Source organism: Nocardia sp. NPDC052316 (assembly GCF_044547795.1).
GTDB lineage: Bacteria > Actinomycetota > Actinomycetes > Mycobacteriales > Mycobacteriaceae > Nocardia.
The window spans coordinates 618,157-635,407 of sequence record NZ_JBIUBB010000004.1 but is presented as its reverse complement, the minus strand read 5'-3'; the positions used below and the strand labels follow the sequence as shown (position 1 = coordinate 635,407).

Here is a 17,251-nt window from a genome sequence, read left to right as displayed (position 1 = left end):
CCCCGCGGACGAGATACCCGCGTGGAGGGGATTGCGCAGTGAGGTCGATCTGGAAGGGCTCGATCGCGTTCGGGCTGGTGAACGTCCCGGTCAAGGTCTATACCGCGACCGAGGACCACGACATCCGATTCCATCAGGTGCACGCCAAGGATGGTGGGCGGATCAAATACGACCGCGTCTGCACGGTGTGTGGCAAGTCCGTGCAGTACGCCGACATCGATAAGGCCTACGAATCGCCCGACGGCGACAAGGTCATTCTCACCGACGAGGACTTCGCCAAACTGCCCGCCGCCGAGAAGCACGAGATCCCGGTGCTGCAGTTCGTGCCGAACGAGCAGATCGACCCGATCCTGTTCGACAAGAGCTACTACCTCGAGCCCGACTCCAGCACGCCCAAGGCCTATGTGCTGCTGGCGACGACGCTGGACCGCATCGACCGCACCGCACTGGTGCACTTCACGCTGCGCCAGAAGACCAGGCTCGCGGCGCTGCGGGTGCGCGACGGCATGCTGGTGCTGCAGACGCTGCTGTGGCCGGACGAGGTGCGCGAGGTCGACTTCGAATCGCTGGACGGGGTTGCCGAACCGAAGCCGCAAGAGATCAAGATGGCCGAGACGCTGGTCGAGACCATGTCCGACGATTTCGACCCGGATCAGTTCACCGACGAGTACCAGATCGAACTCAAGCGGTTGCTCGACGAGGCGATCGCCAGCGGCACCGGGAAGGTGCCCGAGCAGCCGGAGGCCGCGCCCGCCGAGATGGACGCCGAGGTGGTCGACCTGGTTGCCGCGCTGCAACGCAGCCTGGAGGCCAGCGGCCGACGCGCGGCGGGCGGTGCGGACGACAATGGCAAGGCCAAGCCGGCGAAGAAGGCGGCCGCCAAGAAGACTCCGGCCAAGAAGGCGGCCGCGAAGAGCACCGCGAAACCGGCGAAGAAGACAGCCAAGAAGGCCGCCGCGCGCAAGGGGGCCTAAGGGTACGACGGCTTCCGGCTGGCAAACTGTCGGCATGGATTCTGCCGTTGTGATCGTCCCGATGGGTCTCGGCCACCTGCGCCAGGTCCTCGATCTCGGTCACGAAGTCTTCGACATCACCGCCAAGCCGTACACCTCGTGGTCGCTGACCTCGGTGGCCGAACACCTCGACAGCCCCGACAACGCCTGCTGGGTCGCCCTCGATTCGGACCGCGTGGTCGGTTTCGTGCTGGGGTCCATGGAATTCGAGAACCGCGACGACTGGGCCTATCTCGAATGGATCGCCGTCGCGCCGGACATGCAAGGGCACGGCATCGCCCGGCGGCTGGTCGACGTCTGCTCGGAGGCGTTGTTCGCGCGCGGTGCGCGGCGCATCGTCACCGATGTGGAAGACCGCAATACGGCCTCGACGGCGTTGATGACGCGCAGTGGTTTCACCCCCGCCGCCACGGTGACGCTGTTCGTCCGGCCGAACCCCAACGATCCCGATCCGGACTCCCAACTCACCCCCGCCGCGATCGCCCCCGGCACCAAACGCGCGCTCATCCGCCGCGGTCGGCTCGCCGGGGACAACCGGATGGCCCGCTAGCGCCGCTCAGAACATGCCGTTCGGGATCTGATCCTCCGCCGGCACCGGCTGCAGCGCGTGCCAGTGCTCGGTGATCTTGCCGTCGACCAGCCGCCAGATGTCGACCACGGCGGCGCCGCGCGGATCGTCCTGCGGAATCAGGTGGTAGTGCACCGCTACGTAGTCGTCGTCGGCGATCACCCGTTTGATGTCGAGCCGGGCCCCGGCGATCGGTGAGTTGGCGGTGAACTCGAGGAAAGCGTCTCTGCCGGAAGGGTTTCCGGGGACGTGCGTGCGAAAATCTTCGTGCAGCAGTGTGCGCATCCCGTCGAGGTTGCCGTCGGCGAATTGCGCGAGGCCGTGCAGGACCAGGTTCTTGTTGTGGGCGGCGAGGTCGTTTGTCATGCGGCAACCGTGGCAGTCGCGGTCGCGGCCGTCGATTACCAGGGATGTAATGGCCGCGGGTCGGCCGGGTGGCGATACTGGGCGGGTGGATCAGGATCGTCGTCCGGTCGGTGAGCTGCTGCGCGAGTGGCGGCTGCGGCGTGGGTTGAGTCAGCTCGAACTGTCCGTTCAGGCCGACATCTCTTCCCGGCATGTGAGTTTCGTCGAGACCGGGCGGACCGTTCCCAGTGCGGCGATGGTCGAACGGTTCGCCGAGCATTTGAACGTTCCACTGCGTGAACGCAACCGGTTGTTGGTCGCGGCCGGGCACGCGCCTGTTTACCGGCATCGATCACCGGACGATCCCGAGTTGGCTCGGGCGCGCGACGCTGTGCGGCGGGTGCTCGATGTGCACGAGCCGTTTCCCGCGTTGGCGGTCGACCGTCGGTGGAATCTGTTGTTCGCGAACACGGCCAGCCGCGTCTTCTTCGATGGGGTGGATCCGGCACTGCTGCGTGCGCCGATCAATATGATGCGGATCGGACTGCACCCCAACGGTTTCGCGCGGAGACTGCGCAATCTGGATCAGGTGCGCGGGTTCCTGCTGCCGCGGCTGGCTCGCCAGGCCGGGCAGACCGGCGATGCCGAACTGCGCGCCCTCTACGACGAACTGAGCTCGTACTATCCGGCCGGCGAGACGGTTCCGATCGATCCGGCGGAAGTCGCGCTGCCGATTCGGATTCGGCATGGGGACGCCGAATTGTGCTTCTTCAACACGATCACCACCTTCGGCGCCGCGTTCGACATCACCCTCGACGAGATCGCGGTGGAAGCCTATTTTCCTTCCGACACAGTGACTTCCGACTATCTGTATGCGCTTGCGCGGGCGGGTGAGCGGGTCGACACGCACGGGTCCTGACCGGTCAGCCGGCCGCAGCCCGGCCTTGTTCGAAGAACTCCAGCAGTTTCGACGCGGTGTCGACTTCCGAGCGCTCGCGTAATGCGCCGAACGGGGCGTTCCAGAAGTCTCCGGTGCGTGGTTTCCATGGACCGACGTAAGCGTATGGCGCCGGGTGGCTCGCGTCGCCTGGCGAGACGCCGTAATTCACCTCGCCTGCGGAGCTGGACAGATCGAAGTGTTCCGGCCACAGCACCGGTGTGATATCGGGTGCCAAACATCGCAAGGCCTTGTCCCCCAGTGCGAACCACTCACTGATCTGCCGTGCGGCCGCAGGATCGACCTCCAGCACGCTGTCGGGATCTACCCCGGTTGTGTCCTTGTACAGCTCCTTCGGCGCCTCCGGCTCGAATCCGGCCAGCTTCGCGACGTCCCGGTAGGTTCCGCGCAGCGGCGCCCGCCCCTCCGGCCATACCAATTCGGCACCGACGACCGACACCGGCCACTGCACGCCGCCGAAGCCGTGGTGTACCACGCGTAGCCGGATCGTTCCGTATTGCCGGTACTGCGGTCCTGCGATCAGCAACTCCGCCGCCGCGTGCAGGCCCAACCGCGACCGCGTATAACTCTGCTCGTCCACACCGGCATCATTGCCGGTGTGGACGCGTCATGCAGAGGTTTCGGCTACGGCTGGGCCGCGTCCTCGGGGATCGGGATCCCGAGGTAGGTGATGATTGCCTCAATGCCTCGCTTCAATCCCGATACATCGTGTTCGAGGCCCGTCACCCGCTTCTGGGTGTCGAGAACAATCGGTTTCAGGGCAGACATGTCCCCTTTAAGACTCGAGACATCGCACCCGACGGTTGTGAACTCTTCTCGGACTTCCTGCTGGAAGGTTCCCATTCCCTCCTGGAACGCATCCATCCCTATGCCGATAGCACGGTTTTCATGGCGCAATGTCCGGAAGTCGCCCCGCAATAGGTAACCATCTTGCTTCATCTTTTTGACTGAACGATGGATCTTCTTCACCTTCCCCTTGGTCTTATAGATGGCGTCCTCGTACGCGAGCCGATCCTCGTTCAGCACTTCATGCTTCTTCTCCAAAGTGCACACACGCACATCCAGCGCTGGCAGTGTCAATGTCACGTAGAGCCCCCTGTCTTCTCGAATGGAAGCCCAAGTGTAGGTCCGAGTACCGACAGAAAACCACTCGGAAAAGGGGGCCAGAGAACGCATTTGAGCGACACGCCCGCGAATCGCCGATCTCTCGCTTTTTTGGAACGTTCGCAACTGGAACTACCTACGAAACTTGGCTTCCAATTCCGCCGCAGCGCCCTGCAGATCGGCCGGATCGTTATTCTTGAAGATCCCTTCGTACCCGGTCTCCGCACGCACCGCCGCCTCGACCTCCGGATCGTGGTACAGCCGAGCCAGTTTCAGCAGCGTCGGGTTGTCCTTGTCGGCGCCGCGTGCGGCGAAGATGTTGATGTACTGCTTCAGTTCCGGGCGTTCCGGGTCGTCGGTGTAGATCGTTTCGTTCTTCGTCAAACCGGCGGGCCTGGCGAAGGTGTCATCGACGAAGGCGGCGTCGACGCTGCTGAGAGACTGCGCGGTCAGCGTGGGGTCGATGGCGGTCAGCCGCACCTTCGACGCCGCGGTGTCCACGTCTTCCAGCTTCGAGTCCCAGCCTGCGTTGCCCCGCAACACGATCAGACCGGCCGCGGCCAGCGACAGCAGCGGCCGAACCTGATTGGCCGGGTTGTTGCTCAAGGCGATCTGGCCGCCCTGCGGGATGTCGGCGACCGACTTGTGCTTGCGCGAATACAGCGCCAGCGGGAAGATCTCGGTCGCCCCGATCGGCACCAAGGTGTCGTTGTTGCGGGCGTTGTAGTTGGCCAGGTACCGCACATGCTGGAACTTGTTGAGATCGATGCGGCGTTGCGCGAGGGCGGAGTTGGGCTGGTTGTAGTCGGTGAAGTTGACGTACTCGACGGCGATGCCCTGTTCGGCGGCCTTCTTCTTGTATACGTCCCAGTGCGGCAGTGCGACGTCGTTCACACCGATGCGGATCACGTCGTCGCGGTGTTCGATGCCACAGGAAACCGAGGCGACGGCCAGGGCGGACAGGATCGGGATCAGCAGTAACCGGTGCTTCAAGCGCATTGCGAGCAACCTAGATGCTCGGCCGATTCTTCGGAATGGTTTCGCTCATCACAATTCGAACCGTTGTCTCTCCCGCTGCCGGATCGCTTGGATTACCGGGTTCATATAGCGACAAGCATTTCGGGAGCACGAGTGAAATTCCATCGGGTACTGGCGATCCCGGTCCTGGTAGCCACCGCGGCCCTCACCCTTACGGCGTGCGGTTCTGACGACAAGGCCTCCGACGACACGGTAGTGCGGATCGGCACCACCGACAAGGACAAAGCCTGGGACGTTTTCGAGCAGCGGGCCAAGGACAAGGGCATCACGCTGAAGATCACCAACTTCTCCGACTACAAACAGCCGAATCTCGCGCTCGCGCAGAAGCAGATCGATGTGAATCTGTTCCAGCACCTGCAGTTTCTCGGCGCCTACAACGTCGCGAACAGCGACACCCTGACGCCCATCGGATCCACCTACATCGTGCCGCTCGGCCTGTATTCGAAGAAGCACAAGACCCTCGCGGATCTGCCGCAGGGTGCGGAGATCGCGATCCCGAACGACCCGACCAACCAGGCGCGGGCACTGTTCGTGTTGCAGGCGGCCGGCCTGCTGAAGCTCTCCTCGACCACCAACTCCCCCACCCCCGCCGACATCGACAAGGGTGCGTCCAAGGTCAAGGTGACCGCCGTCGACGCCGCGCAGACCGCGCTCTCACTCGCCTCGGTCGACGGCTCGATAGTCAACAACACCTTCCTCGATCGTTCCGGCATCGACCCCAATTCGGCGCTGTACAAGGATGATCCGAAGAATCCGGCGGCCGAGCCGTACATCAACGCGCTGGTGACCAGGGCCGAGGACAAGAACAATCCGAAGCTGTTGCAGCTGGTCGAGCTCTGGCACGATCCCGAGGTGCAGCAGGCGCACCACGAGGTGACCAAGGGCACCGCCGTCGAGGTGCGCCGCACGGGCCCCGAGCTGGAACAGATTCTGCAGCGGGTGCAGCAGTCCATCCGCGACGGCAAGTGAGCACGCCGGCTGCCGTCGAGTTCCGTTCGGTCACCAAGGTTTTCGGTAAAGGCGCGGACGCCCGAGTCGCGCTGGACGATATCGATCTGCGGATCGAGCAGGGCGAAATCTTCGGTGTGATCGGCTATTCCGGCGCGGGCAAGAGCACGCTGGTCCGGTTGATCAACGCGTTGGAGAAACCGACCAGCGGCACCATCGAGATCTCCGGCACCCCCATCACCGGCGTGCGGGAGCGCGAGGTGCGCAGGCTGCGCCGCGACATCGGCATGGTGTTCCAGCAGTTCAACCTGTTCCGATCACGCACGGCCGCAGGCAATATCGAGTATCCGCTCGAGGTGGCGGGATGGAAGCGGGCCGAGCGTAAGGCGCGAGTGGCGGAACTGCTGGAGTTCGTCGGGTTGTCCGACAAAGCCCGCAGCTATCCCGACCAGCTCTCCGGTGGGCAGAAGCAGCGGGTCGGCATCGCCCGCGCCCTGGCGACTTCGCCGTCGCTGCTGCTCGCGGACGAGTCGACCTCGGCGCTGGATCCCGAGACCACCGGCGAGGTGCTGCGGCTGCTGAAGAAGATCAACCGGGAGCTCGGCGTCACCATCGTGGTGATCACCCACGAGATGGACGTCATCCGCGCGGTGGCCGACCGGGTCGCCGTGCTCGCCGAGGGCCGGATCGTCGAACTCGCCAGCACCTTCGAGGTTTTCGCGACCCCGCAGGCGGCGCCGACGCGGTCTTTCGTCGCCACCGTGCTGCACAACCGGCCGTCCGAGGAGGAACAGCGCAGGCTCAGCGAACTGCACGGCGGCAGGCTCGTCACGGTCGACATCGACGACCGGCGCGGCATCGATGCGGCGCTGGCCACCGCCGCCGCGGCCGATGTCCGGTTCGAGGTGGTGTACGGCGGCGTGAGCACGTTGCAGGACAAGACCTTCGGCAGCGTCACGCTGGTGCTGCACGGGGCCGACGAGGCGATCGACAAGGTGATCGACGAGCTCGATCGTCCACCGTTGCTCGAAAAGATCCCTACGGACTGAAAGGAGTACCGATGCAGACGGATTGGGACAAACTCCGGCCGGTCCTGAACGAGGCGATCGGCACCACCATCTACCTGGTGCTGGTCGCGTTCGTGGTCGGCGGCCTGATCGGACTCTTCCTCGGCACCATGCTCTACACCACCCGCAAGGGTGGTCTGCTGGCGAACGCGCCGATCAACCTGCTACTCAACGTGATAGTGAACGTGGTGCGGCCGATCCCGTTCATCATTCTGCTCGCGGCGCTCGGCCCGGTGACGCTGCAGGTGATCGGCACCACCATCGGCACCGAGGCCGCGGCGTTCGTGATGGTTGTCGCCGCCTCGTTCGGCATCGCCAGGATCGTGGAGCAGAACTTGGTGACGGTCGACCCCGGAGTGATCGAGGCGGCCAGGGCGGTCGGCGCCGGTCCGCTGCGAATCATCGTGACGCTGTTGATCCCCGAGGCGCTCGGACCGCTGATCCTCGGCTACACCTTCGTGGTGATCGGGATCGTCGACATGTCGGCGATGGCGGGCACGGTCGGTGGCGGCGGTCTCGGCGATTTCGCGTTGGTCTACGGTTATCAGCGATTCGATTGGCAGGTCACCCTTGTCGCGACTCTGGTCATCATCGCAGGGGTGCAGGGCATCCAGTTCGCCGGCAACTGGTTGGCTCGAAAGGCCCTGCGTCGCTGAACAGTCGCTGGATGTCCGGACCCACCGTCCGGACATCCAGCGGCAGGGCCTATTCGGCGTTGGCGGTGCAGTGGGTGGTGCCCGCGATCCGCGCCGTATTCGGTGCGGAGCTGCCGAAATTCAGTGGCGGCGGACCGAATGCGGCGATGGCCGCCCGCTCCGCCTCGGCCCGGGTGGCGCCCGTGCCGCCGATATAGCGACCGTCACGCTCCGCGATGGCGCCGCATCCGTTGACGAACCGCACAATGATCGTGCAGTTCGTCGCACCGTCCGCGCGGCAGTCCGCCAGCGCGGCCGCGTCGGCCTCCGCCCAGTTCGGGTAGTCCCACGCCGTCGAGACCGACGCACCACCCGACGTCACCGAGATCGCCTTCGACCCGTAGTACGAACCATCCGAGTTGGGCTCGGCGGTGGCCGATCCCGCACTCGCCGCGACGAAAGCCGCGGCGGCGAACAGGCGGAGGGCAGCCTTGCCCGATAGAGACATCATGATCCTCCCCGAGAAGAAATAGTTTCGGCTCAGAGCATGCGGCATCGCGTCCGGTCTGTCCAAATCTTCGACGATCTGCGAGCGCCTGAAATATTCAGGCGCACAGAGCCATTCGAAATGAAACCGTCAGCTCGCGTTCTTCGTGCACGAGGACACGGCGATGCTCGCCGCCCGGGGCGAGGCGCTACCGAGATCGGGGAACGGCGGCGCACTCTCACCGAGCTTGGCGATAGCCAACCGCTCCGCCTCGGCCCGGGTCGGCGCCGAGTCCGCCGCGAACTGCCCATCGGCGCCCCGGGCCACCGCCGCACACCCATTCGAGAAGCGCACCATGATCTTGCAGTCCCACACCGCGCAATCCCGGATCGCCGCCGCATCCGCCGCCACGCGCGACGGATGATCGACCGCCTCGACGACTTTGCCGGCTCCCGGCGAAACAGCCAGCGTGCCATAGTAATTGCCCGCGGCATGCGCCGAGCCGGCGACGGTGAGCGCTGCGGCGGATGTCAGCACCGCACCCAGCGCAGCCCTATTCAGAAGTGACACAGTATCCCCGTTTCAAGAAAGTTGACGCGACGCTGATCATCGCCGAGCGCAGGCGCAGTGTCCAGTATTTCGTTGCGGCCCTTGGGGTTCGCCGTACCGGAGCACGTGATGCCCGAACTCGTAGCCCGGCACCCGCTATTCGGTAATCTCAGCCGCGCCGACTACCGTGGCTGCCGCAGCGATTCGTCGTGCTCACGGTCCTCGCGGTAGTAACGCTGCGTGAGCGCGGCCAGGCGATTGATCTCCGCCACCATGGCATCGCCGTCCATCGGGCGGGCGACGATCGGGTCACCGGTTCTGACGTAGTAGCGGCCGTCCGGGTAGTCCATCCACCAGAAGGCGCGACCGAACGTCGGACGCGAGTCGACGGCGGCTCCCGGCAACACCGTGATCTCACCGAGCCCGAGGCGTTCGCGCTTGAACAGCCGATCCAGTTGCTCGGTAAGGCCGAGCCGGTCCGACGACCGCATCGTCCGCTCCCGATCCGCCGCCACCTCGGCCCGGCGCACGTCGATCGGCGCTTCAGTGCCCGCCGGCATATTCGGCAACGCGGCGACGAGTCGCGTTGCCGCACTGCTGGCAGGACCATATCGCATGACCACATCGGCCCCGGTGTCGGCCGCCCGCCCAGGAAGCTGCGTGAGAGTGGTCGCCGCCGCGCCGTTGACCGCAGCGTGAAAACGTAGCGTCCGCGTCAGATCCGGGCCGTCGAACCCCTTCACCTCGACCCGCACCTCCGGCTCTAGCAGCACCCCCAGCGCACGTTCCAACTCCAGCGAATGCCTGCCGAGCAGCGCGTCGACCGCGGCTTCCCGCTGCCGCACGAGATCATCGAAATCGACTGCCTCCGGGCGGAACTGCAGCGGGTAAGGCAGCCGGTCCCGGCCGTAGGCGGACAGCAGTAGTTGGAACTCGAGACCGCTGAAGCGCCAATTATCCACTGTCACCGCCGATTACCGGCGGAACCGCCTTCGGAAGCGAGTCCAAGCCGGTGACCTCTTCGCCGTTTTCCCTGGTGATCAGATAATCCTTGGTGCCGGACGTCTGCTCCTCATCCTTACGCTGCCCCGCCGCACCCGGCGCCATGCCGCCCGGCGCGCCCGCCGTCCCCGGTCGCGCACTGCTCGTATTAGATGCGGCGGCGGCTGCCGGTGTGACGCCGGGTTGCTGCGGCACGCCGGGAATGCTGCGTCCTGGATTCGGTTGCGCGGTCGGAGTGCCGGGCACCCCAGTGGGGCGACCCGAGGTCGTGCCAGGTGAGCCTGGATTCGGGCGTGTCGGCGAGGTCGGCGTCCCCGTACCCGTCGGTGACGGGGTCGTGGTGCCCGGCACGTTGGTCGTCGGGTTCGTACCGGTGGGCGCCTGAGTAGCCGGGTTCGCCTGCGTCGCAGCGGGATTAGCCGCAGGCGAAGTCGTCGAAGCCGGCGTCGTCGAGTCCGGATTCACACCGGCCGGTTGCGTGCCCGGCGTCGGATCACCGGCTTCCGAAGGTTGATTGGTCGGCTGTCCACTCGGTGCCTTGTCGCTCGGCGCTGCGCTGGGGTCGCCGTTGGAATCCGTTCCCTGCGGTCCGGACGTCATCGGACCGGACGACGGCGTAACCGTCCCCGGCGAGTTGCTCACCAGGGTCGGCGCGGGCGGAATAATCGGCACACCGTGATCAGTCTGATTCGCCACCTGCCAATACACCGACTGCAGAATGCGTTTGGCCTCTTCCCTGGCCTCCTCGGCGGAGTAGTCGCCCGCCTTCATCACGCCATCCTGCGGAAGAGTCTTGCCTTTCGGATCAGGTGCCTCGGCGACCCCGGGCATCAGCGTCTGCGTTTGATGCAGACCGGTATACATCTCTGTTAGCTTGAAATACAGCAGATGCGCTGCGGTAGTGAGCTGCCCTGCGCCTTCGCTGTATCTTTGAACCGCCTCAGCGGCCTTGCTCGCAGCTTGCCCGGACCACCCGCCGGCGATGGTCCGTTGCACGCTCGCATTGAACGTATCGGTCGTATCCCGAAAAGCTGTACCAATCTTGAACCACGCCTCGGCCGCCTGCAGAACGTTACCCGGCTTCATCGCCGCCACCCGCTGAACCAAATCCTCCAGCGGCAGCGTCTCGAACAGCGCAAGATCCTCATTCGTGATCTTCGGCGGCTCGAACCCCCCGCTGAACTGCTCGTTCCCGATGTTCGCCACCGTATAGATCGCCGCACGATCCTTGTTCCACTGCTCCTGCGCGGCAATGATCCTGGCGCGATACTCGTCGTAGGTCATGACGGGAAGTCGATTCCGGTGAGGTTGTCGGCGTTGGATTGGTCGACGGAGTGGTAGTTCTCGATGGCTTTGGCGAAGACTTGCTTCATGAGCATCACTTCATCGATGTGCTCTTTGATGCGGGTCTGGATCGAGTCCTCCCCAGTCGAGCCTTTGAGCAAGAATTTTTCTTGCAACACCTCACCAGAAGGGAATCCACCAAATCCAGTGACATAGCGGACCTCTCGTGTCATCTCCAGGATCTTCTCGAGGTTCGCCAAGTTCCGGTCGCAATCTTGCGCCAGGTCGCTACCGACAGCAGGATCCAGGACTAGCTCGCCCGCGTTGGCGGAGTTGAGCAGCCCCTGCCAGTGCGATGAGTTCTCAGTCATGATGCCCCCTAGCAACTATGGCAAATACTTAGCCAGATCAGTGGCGTGCCTTAAAGCCACGGTGCAGGGCTCTTCTTGACGCGGTTCGCTATACCGGCCGAGCGCGTCGAAGGCGACGGTTCCTCCAGGAACCTCGACAGCAACCGTGCAGCCGAGGCGCTCCGGATCGCCCGCTTGCCCAAACTGGAGCGCAGGCCGATTTCCAATTGTCACGGACTTGAAATCGTTAAAATCCTTCCGCTCCCGTACATCTTTCAACGACGGAGTTCCGCTCAGGATGCCAAGGCTGTACCACCCTGCCTGCGCACGCCAACGGCATACTTTCCATCCGTCGAACTCGACTCCCGCGGCCCCCGTCCTCTTGCTGTCCGGGTCTAACCCGGTCGCTCGCAAAGCATCCGACGAGAGGGAGCAAGGGTCCCAGGGGGCAGCGTCCTTGGCAGGCGACATCTGTGCCGACGTACCAGCGCCGACCGACGTGCTCGGAGCACCAGCACTGGTAGGCGTCCCATTCGAACTGTCCTGACAACCAGCCAGCACCATCACAACGCCAACCGCAAGCCCCACGGCACGGCCAACATGCCCCCTGCTCGTCATCGCACCCTTCCCAAACCAGAGTTCAACACTGGAATGTCCCAGTTGAGCCTGGACGATCTGGACTCCCCCGCGACCTGCCCAAACCTTACCGTCCACCGACAACCACCCGCAACGGCCACCGACCGCCTAGTCACCACCTTCGACCGTGGCCAAAAAGACAGCACGAGGCCGCTGGGGCAAAACAGGTCAAGGCCCGGCGAGTCAACCAGCGCCCTCCGGCGCGAATGCCACCTACCAGTTCCCATTCTCGAATGACGAGCTCGACCAGACGTTCCCACGACACTCGTCCGGCGACGATGGCCTACCACCATCGAGTTGTTCGCTCGAACACAGCACCCGCCAGCTGCTCCGCGATAGCCAGCAATGATCGAGGCCGACGCCCGCGCCGCTGGCGTCGGTCTCAGCCGAATACCGAGCTCCCGGTGCTGACACCCGTCCCACACAGGTCGCGAAACCCGGGTCGGGCAAGGACCGGGCATCAAACGCCCCGAACTGTAGCAGGAGGTAAGATCTTTGGATTACGTATATCTACTGCAACATTATTATGAGCTACCGAACGGTGCCGAGAGACTGCAAACGATCGGTGCGTATGGAACCGAGGCCGACGCGCAACTTGCGATCGAGCGAGCGTCGATCCTGCCCGGATTTTGTGATCGCCCTGATGACTTTCATATCCTACGTCACCCACTGAACAAAGACCATTGGACGGAAGGATTCTTCACCGCATGAATCAAATTCGAAGCCGACAGGAGCATTCCATCGATTTCGTGTACCTCGTCAATCACGAGTACAGTCTCAATGAAGACGAAGTCGAAGTGAAGAGGATCGGCATATACGCATCGAAGAGGGGGCGGAGGCAGCGATAACGCGACTTCGTTTGCAACCGGGATTCCGTGATCTTCCGGAATCATTCGTTGTTCACCGTTATGAAATAGGTAAAGACTACCTGGTCGACGGTTTTGATCCTACCCTAGAAGACCAGATCGCCCCTTGACCCGGTGAGGAGCGCCGGGGTTACACCTCCCGCTCAGACGCCTGGCGGGAGGAGGGGCACCAGGTCTGCGGCCACAGCGCTGAGCGTAGGGCAGGCTTCTATAGGAATTTTGGGCGTAAGCTCGAATGCTAGCGTTCCCCCAGCGATTTCCATATCCAGATCGCAAAACCTCGTCTCGAGCGGTCGCGATTGTATCTTTGCAGCCCGACCAGCAATCCGTACAGACTGAACGGTGTGCGGCGCTAGCCGAGCAACCTCACTCAAGGGCGCATTGCTGATCAATATGGCAAAGTCATAGTCCCGTCCACGATAGACACATCCCCAATATATGTAGCCGTCGATAAGATTATCCAAGGACTTGGGCTCGGTGCCGAGGTTATGTTCGGAAAGAAACTCCCGTGGCATCTGGCGACACGGATTGAATACCTCTTCGTACAAATATTTCGTCGAGCCGGTGTCGACAGGTTTCTCTTCGTTACCGCAGCCGACCACCACCGAACATAACAAAGCAAGACACGTACATCCCCGCAGAACCCTACCGTTCACTTCGAAGACTCCGGGTGCTGGCCGGTAACCAGGTAGGTCATATCACCCGGCCGTTGGGCTGTACCGACAACTGACGTGAAGGCGTGTTCGTTGGCGTAGTTGTGAGTGAAGTCGAGAAGATTCCGGTCACTGAGAAACTGATTTAGCGTGGACTGCCGCGGCGTGCCGATGAAGGGGGCCACATCGAGCGGCCTTCCGTCGGCTCCCACAAACTCTGCCGGCAGTTGCCCATTGGCATGCAAGGTAGTGAACAACTGCTGGATAATCTGCTGGTTCGCTTCGCCTGTCGCCTGGGAGGGATTCGGGTAGGCGGGATACTCCTTCTCGGGTTCAGGATTGAACTTTTCCATTGCCGCGTCGTAACCTGCATCCTTGGCAACCTCGAGCACTTGGTTACCGATCACGCTGACCGGCGTGCGTCCAGGTACCTCCAGGTTGTCCAAAGTGAGCGATTTTACAATATCGCCCACCTTCTGTCGCATTTCGTAGGTATCTTGTTTCTCCTTGAACGCGTCATCGCTGACTTTTTCCGCTTGATAGGTGAGCGCGTTTACCGACGCGTTGGTGATTCGACCATCCAGGTTTGCCAGGTCGGGCGCATTGATACTCAACCACTTCTGAGGGTCGCCAGCACCTTCTGTGACTGCGCGCTGCAACATATCAGCCTCGTATGCTTGTCTAGCAAATTCGAGATTGAAACGTCCACCCTCGGACTGGCTGGACAGAAATAGCAGCCGGTCTGCATCCAGCCGCTCCAAACGGACGTTGGGCTGATCGCCAGGAACCAATGGATCGTCCACGATTCCCGTTTCCCTCGTCAGCGGATTTACGAAGGTCTCCACATTGTTCGCCAGCACGTGCGAAAGCCCCTCTGCAAGCTTCGGATTGGTGACAAATGCTTTTGCATTGTCTTCGAAGACCGTGCTGCCGTCACCTTCCTTCAGCGTCGATCGCCCCGAATTCTCATCCTGCTCCTCCGGCGCGAACACATTCGGCAACTCCGCCAACGCCTGCTTTGCCAGCACCCCATCCTGCCCCGGCTTATCAGTCCCGTCCGCGATCCACTCATACAGCCCCGCAGCAGTCTTACCCTCGTCAGCCCACTCGTGCTGGAAGATCGACGCCGTGAACTTGTCCCGGTCGAAGGGCTCTGGGTTGTAGCGATCACCCCCTGCCCCGAAGGACAGGTCGGCTGGAATGTCCTGGCCGGTAACGGGATCCCTCCCCGTCAACAGTGCATAGCTGGATTCGGTGTTGCGAGTGCTCGTTTCGAGGAACTGCCGGCTCGCGCTCTCCACCTTGTCGAGGTCGCCTTCGTTGAAACCGGGTGGATAACCATTCCAGTCCCTGTTGCCGAATTCCACGTACTCGGCGAGGCTGGCGCTCTGCCTGCCCAGTTCGATTCCCATGGTCTGGCCGGGCTCGTAACCGGGATTGGCTTGGGTCAGCAGTTCGGCGAGTGCGGCTTGTTGGAGCAGCTGATCACGGACGGGAAGCTGCCCGTCGATGACCAAGTCGTCGCGCTCCTCGAAGCGACCGGAGATCAGCTCACGTAGCCCGTCTGGAAGATTGGCGTACGACCCCTTTTTATCACCGGAGCCGATGCGCTCGTTCGATACGACCATCAGCGAGTTGGCGAGGTTGTCTCGTTTCTGCGCCGCGACGGGGTCGCCGGCTTGTTCGCGGGCAGCGAGGCGTTCGTTCAACGCGAGGATGCCGTCCTTGCCGGCTTCCTGGTAAAGCGCCTTGTAGTAGTCCTGCACGCTGGCGGGGACTGTGCTGACCTCTTCACCGGCGGCTAGTCGCCGCAATTCGTCGGGGCTGAGTACGTGTTCGGGCATGTCGCCCGCGATCTGGTCGAGCAACGCCATATCCCTGGTGCGAGCCGCTTCCGACAGCGCCTTGCCGTCTTGGCGGCCGAAACGGGAGGCCTGGTTGTCGGCGTCGGCGACGTCGAGACTCGAGCCGAGCAGGTCGCCGGCCGACCTGATTTCCAGTGCTTGGTCGCCGACCTGTTTGGCCAGGTTCTCGACGGCGTCGCGGAACGGGAAGAACGCACCGTTGAGGGATTCCTGGTACGCGCGAATGACGTCGGCTTCGACGCCTTCTTTGTCCAGCACCTTCCAGGCATCGTCGACGATCAGCTGGGCTGCGCGCGCATCGTTCAACCGTGCCAGCAGAGTGGCGTGATACGCCGCTACCGTGCTGGCGCCGTTGGTCGCGATATCGATCAGCTCATCGATCTCGTATCCGAGCTTCTTACCTTGCTCGTGATCCTGACCGACCCGGTTGTACGCGGCGTCGTAGGCGACACCCTGCCAGTCCTGACGGACTTCGTCGAAGTGGCGGCGGGCGAAATCCAGTCGCTCCATCATGAGTGTCCGCGACTGACCGAGCTGGGTGACCCATGCGGTCAGTGCGCCGAGATCCCATCGTTCGACCTCACTGGGGCTAAGCACGGTGCACGTCCATGCCGTGCAGCAGGTCGGCGAATTGGGTGTCGGTGACCTGGAGGTTGTTGGCCGCGTCCGTGGATTTGGTCGCGACGTCGCGCATGCGTTCGGCGACGCGCAGATACGCGCCCTCGACGAACTCGGCCGCCAATTCGATGGCACGGGGAATGTCCGACCCGGGCAGGGCGGCGTTCAACCCCGCGGCCCCGGTGCGGACGTCGATATTGTCGATCTCGGTGCCCACGCGCGCCAGTTTGTCTGCCATGGCACGGATCTGGTCTACGTCAGCTTTTAACAACCCCCGACCCCTCTGCTCAGCGAACTGGGTTGGATCGTAACAGGATTGGGGTACAGCCAGACCTAACGGAGCTCGGTCCGACAGTGACAGAAACGGCCGCCTCGATGACGGCCCCTTTTTCCAAGAGCGTCTCGATCGGCGGCCGTCCGTAAATCGTACGGTCAGACGGTGAATCCAAGAGCGCGGAGCTGCTCGCGACCATCTTCGGTGATCTTGTCCGGACCCCACGGCGGCATCCACACCCAGTTGATCTTGAGATCGTCGACGAGTCCGCTGCGGACCAGCGCGTTGCGGGACTGGTCTTCGATGACGTCGGTGAGGGGGCAGGCGGCGGAGGTGAGGGTCATGTCCAGGATGGCGACCTCGTCCTGCACGGACAGGCCGTAGACCAGGCCCAGGTCGACGACGTTGATGCCGAGTTCGGGGTCGACGACGTCACGCATCGCCTCCTCGAGGTCCTCCAGGCGCTTGATGTCTTCGGCCGACAGCTCGACCTGTTCGGCTGCCTCGGTTGCCGGTGTGTCTGTCATGGCTGGTCCCCATTCTTGGATTCTTCTGCCGAGGTTATCCGGACCACCGCGTCTTTGAACGCCATCCACCCGAGCAATGCGCATTTGACCCGCGCGGGGTATTTGGAGACGCCGGCGAAGGCGATACCGTCGCCGATCATGTCCTCGTCGCCCTCGATGGTGCCGCGGCTTGAGATCATCTCGTTGTAGGAGTCGACCACCTTCAGCGCCTGCTGCACGGGCAGGCCGATCACCTGGTCGGCGAGGACCGAGGTGGCGGCCTGGCTGATCGAGCAGCCCTGGCCGTCGTAGGAGACGTCGGCGACGTCGCCCTTGTCGTCGAGCTGGACGCGCAGGGTGACCTCGTCGCCGCAGGTCGGGTTCACGTGGTGCACTTCGGCACCGAACGGCTCCCGCAGCCCGCGGTGGTGCGGGTGCTTGTAGTGGTCCAGGATCACTTCCTGGTACATCTGCTCCATGCGCAT

20 protein-coding genes are annotated in these 17,251 nt (G+C 63.3%); 6 read left to right on the top strand and 14 right to left on the bottom strand.

The window, feature by feature from the left end:
- Nucleotides 1–38: 38 nt before the first annotated feature.
- Nucleotides 39–974: a Ku protein gene (locus ACIHA7_RS21350; RefSeq protein WP_397292158.1), complete on the top strand. Its 936-nt coding sequence runs from the start codon at nucleotides 39–41 to the stop codon at nucleotides 972–974.
- A 34-nt stretch (nucleotides 975–1,008) separates the two neighbouring features.
- Complete coding sequence (locus ACIHA7_RS21345) at nucleotides 1,009–1,563, top strand: GNAT family N-acetyltransferase (RefSeq protein WP_397292155.1); 555 nt, start codon at nucleotides 1,009–1,011, stop codon at nucleotides 1,561–1,563.
- A 6-nt stretch (nucleotides 1,564–1,569) separates the two neighbouring features.
- On the opposite strand, the gene ACIHA7_RS21340 is transcribed toward ACIHA7_RS21345, so the two are convergent.
- Nucleotides 1,570–1,947, bottom strand: a complete 378-nt coding sequence (locus ACIHA7_RS21340) for a nuclear transport factor 2 family protein (protein ID WP_397292151.1) — start codon at nucleotides 1,945–1,947, stop codon at nucleotides 1,570–1,572.
- Between the two features lie 85 nt (nucleotides 1,948–2,032).
- Here ACIHA7_RS21340 and ACIHA7_RS21335 point away from each other — a divergent pair, with 85 nt between their 5' ends.
- The gene (locus ACIHA7_RS21335) at nucleotides 2,033–2,845 is read left to right on the top strand and encodes a helix-turn-helix domain-containing protein (RefSeq protein WP_397292147.1); all 813 of its coding nucleotides are present in this window, start codon (nucleotides 2,033–2,035) and stop codon (nucleotides 2,843–2,845) included.
- 4 nt (nucleotides 2,846–2,849) lie between these two features.
- On the opposite strand, the gene ACIHA7_RS21330 is transcribed toward ACIHA7_RS21335, so the two are convergent.
- The 3 genes from ACIHA7_RS21330 to ACIHA7_RS21320 all read right to left on the bottom strand — a co-directional run bounded on the left by ACIHA7_RS21330 (nucleotide 2,850) and on the right by ACIHA7_RS21320 (nucleotide 4,987).
- Nucleotides 2,850–3,464 carry a hypothetical protein gene (locus tag ACIHA7_RS21330; RefSeq protein ID WP_397292143.1) on the bottom strand — a complete coding sequence of 205 codons (615 nt, stop codon included), beginning with the start codon at nucleotides 3,462–3,464 and terminating at the stop codon, nucleotides 2,850–2,852.
- Nucleotides 3,465–3,508: 44 nt separating this feature from the next.
- The gene (locus ACIHA7_RS21325; RefSeq protein ID WP_397292139.1) at nucleotides 3,509–3,970 is read right to left on the bottom strand and encodes a hypothetical protein; all 462 of its coding nucleotides are present in this window, start codon (nucleotides 3,968–3,970) and stop codon (nucleotides 3,509–3,511) included.
- Between the two features lie 150 nt (nucleotides 3,971–4,120).
- Nucleotides 4,121–4,987 carry a MetQ/NlpA family ABC transporter substrate-binding protein gene (locus tag ACIHA7_RS21320; RefSeq protein WP_397292134.1) on the bottom strand — a complete coding sequence of 289 codons (867 nt, stop codon included), beginning with the start codon at nucleotides 4,985–4,987 and terminating at the stop codon, nucleotides 4,121–4,123.
- Nucleotides 4,988–5,119: 132 nt separating this feature from the next.
- Between ACIHA7_RS21320 and ACIHA7_RS21315 the strand changes: the two genes are divergently transcribed.
- From ACIHA7_RS21315 to ACIHA7_RS21305, 3 genes are read left to right on the top strand one after another with little or no spacing between them, the layout of a single operon-like run.
- Complete coding sequence (locus tag ACIHA7_RS21315; RefSeq protein WP_397292128.1) at nucleotides 5,120–5,995, top strand: MetQ/NlpA family ABC transporter substrate-binding protein; 876 nt, start codon at nucleotides 5,120–5,122, stop codon at nucleotides 5,993–5,995.
- A complete protein-coding gene (locus ACIHA7_RS21310) occupies nucleotides 5,992–7,023 on the top strand; it encodes a methionine ABC transporter ATP-binding protein (RefSeq protein WP_397292124.1) in 1,032 nt (343 codons plus the stop codon). The genes ACIHA7_RS21315 and ACIHA7_RS21310 overlap by 4 nt, the downstream gene beginning before the upstream one ends.
- An 11-nt stretch (nucleotides 7,024–7,034) precedes the next feature.
- The gene (locus tag ACIHA7_RS21305) at nucleotides 7,035–7,697 is read left to right on the top strand and encodes a methionine ABC transporter permease (RefSeq protein WP_397292120.1); all 663 of its coding nucleotides are present in this window, start codon (nucleotides 7,035–7,037) and stop codon (nucleotides 7,695–7,697) included.
- 49 nt (nucleotides 7,698–7,746) lie between these two features.
- On the opposite strand, the gene ACIHA7_RS21300 is transcribed toward ACIHA7_RS21305, so the two are convergent.
- The 10 genes from ACIHA7_RS21300 to sufU all read right to left on the bottom strand — a co-directional run bounded on the left by ACIHA7_RS21300 (nucleotide 7,747) and on the right by sufU (nucleotide 17,251).
- Entirely contained in the window at nucleotides 7,747–8,187 is a 441-nt protein-coding gene (locus ACIHA7_RS21300) for a DUF4189 domain-containing protein (RefSeq protein ID WP_397292116.1), read from the bottom strand.
- Nucleotides 8,188–8,313: 126 nt separating this feature from the next.
- On the bottom strand, nucleotides 8,314–8,700 hold the full coding sequence (locus tag ACIHA7_RS21295) for a DUF4189 domain-containing protein (RefSeq protein ID WP_397292112.1): 387 nt from the start codon (nucleotides 8,698–8,700) through the stop codon (nucleotides 8,314–8,316).
- Between the two features lie 194 nt (nucleotides 8,701–8,894).
- Complete coding sequence (locus ACIHA7_RS21290; protein ID WP_397292108.1) at nucleotides 8,895–9,680, bottom strand: ESX secretion-associated protein EspG; 786 nt, start codon at nucleotides 9,678–9,680, stop codon at nucleotides 8,895–8,897.
- The gene (locus tag ACIHA7_RS21285; RefSeq protein ID WP_397292105.1) at nucleotides 9,667–10,998 is read right to left on the bottom strand and encodes a hypothetical protein; all 1,332 of its coding nucleotides are present in this window, start codon (nucleotides 10,996–10,998) and stop codon (nucleotides 9,667–9,669) included. The genes ACIHA7_RS21290 and ACIHA7_RS21285 overlap by 14 nt, the downstream gene beginning before the upstream one ends.
- Nucleotides 10,995–11,369, bottom strand: a complete 375-nt coding sequence (locus tag ACIHA7_RS21280; RefSeq protein ID WP_397292101.1) for a hypothetical protein — start codon at nucleotides 11,367–11,369, stop codon at nucleotides 10,995–10,997. Before ACIHA7_RS21280 ends, ACIHA7_RS21285 begins: the two co-directional genes overlap by 4 nt.
- Before the next feature lie 15 nt (nucleotides 11,370–11,384).
- Nucleotides 11,385–11,912 carry a DUF3558 domain-containing protein gene (locus tag ACIHA7_RS21275; RefSeq protein WP_397293116.1) on the bottom strand — a complete coding sequence of 176 codons (528 nt, stop codon included), beginning with the start codon at nucleotides 11,910–11,912 and terminating at the stop codon, nucleotides 11,385–11,387.
- Between the two features lie 1,590 nt (nucleotides 11,913–13,502).
- Entirely contained in the window at nucleotides 13,503–15,965 is a 2,463-nt protein-coding gene (locus ACIHA7_RS21270; protein WP_397292098.1) for a hypothetical protein, read from the bottom strand.
- Complete coding sequence (locus ACIHA7_RS21265; RefSeq protein ID WP_397292095.1) at nucleotides 15,958–16,224, bottom strand: hypothetical protein; 267 nt, start codon at nucleotides 16,222–16,224, stop codon at nucleotides 15,958–15,960. Before ACIHA7_RS21265 ends, ACIHA7_RS21270 begins: the two co-directional genes overlap by 8 nt.
- A gap of 194 nt (nucleotides 16,225–16,418) precedes the next feature.
- Complete coding sequence (locus tag ACIHA7_RS21260) at nucleotides 16,419–16,787, bottom strand: metal-sulfur cluster assembly factor (RefSeq protein ID WP_397292093.1); 369 nt, start codon at nucleotides 16,785–16,787, stop codon at nucleotides 16,419–16,421.
- A complete protein-coding gene (gene sufU, locus ACIHA7_RS21255) occupies nucleotides 16,784–17,251 on the bottom strand; it encodes a Fe-S cluster assembly sulfur transfer protein SufU (protein WP_397292090.1) in 468 nt (155 codons plus the stop codon). The genes ACIHA7_RS21260 and sufU overlap by 4 nt, the downstream gene beginning before the upstream one ends.

Bases quoted from the DNA above. Each gene is read 5' to 3' on its own strand.
- ACIHA7_RS21265 (WP_397292095.1), bottom strand. From the start codon at position 16,224: ATGGCAGACAAACTGGCGCGCGTGGGCACCGAGATCGACAATATCGAC.
- ACIHA7_RS21300 (WP_397292116.1), bottom strand. From the start codon at position 8,187: ATGATGTCTCTATCGGGCAAGGCTGCCCTCCGCCTGTTCGCCGCCGCG.
- ACIHA7_RS21340 (WP_397292151.1), bottom strand. From the start codon at position 1,947: ATGACAAACGACCTCGCCGCCCACAACAAGAACCTGGTCCTGCACGGC.
- ACIHA7_RS21320 (WP_397292134.1), bottom strand. From the start codon at position 4,987: ATGCGCTTGAAGCACCGGTTACTGCTGATCCCGATCCTGTCCGCCCTG.
- ACIHA7_RS21305 (WP_397292120.1), top strand. From the start codon at position 7,035: ATGCAGACGGATTGGGACAAACTCCGGCCGGTCCTGAACGAGGCGATC.
- ACIHA7_RS21275 (WP_397293116.1), bottom strand. From the start codon at position 11,912: ATGGTGCTGGCTGGTTGTCAGGACAGTTCGAATGGGACGCCTACCAGT.
- ACIHA7_RS21285 (WP_397292105.1), bottom strand. From the start codon at position 10,998: ATGACCTACGACGAGTATCGCGCCAGGATCATTGCCGCGCAGGAGCAG.
- ACIHA7_RS21345 (WP_397292155.1), top strand. From the start codon at position 1,009: ATGGATTCTGCCGTTGTGATCGTCCCGATGGGTCTCGGCCACCTGCGC.
- ACIHA7_RS21260 (WP_397292093.1), bottom strand. From the start codon at position 16,787: ATGACAGACACACCGGCAACCGAGGCAGCCGAACAGGTCGAGCTGTCG.
- sufU (WP_397292090.1), bottom strand. From the start codon at position 17,251: ATGCGCATGGAGCAGATGTACCAGGAAGTGATCCTGGACCACTACAAG.
- ACIHA7_RS21280 (WP_397292101.1), bottom strand. From the start codon at position 11,369: ATGACTGAGAACTCATCGCACTGGCAGGGGCTGCTCAACTCCGCCAAC.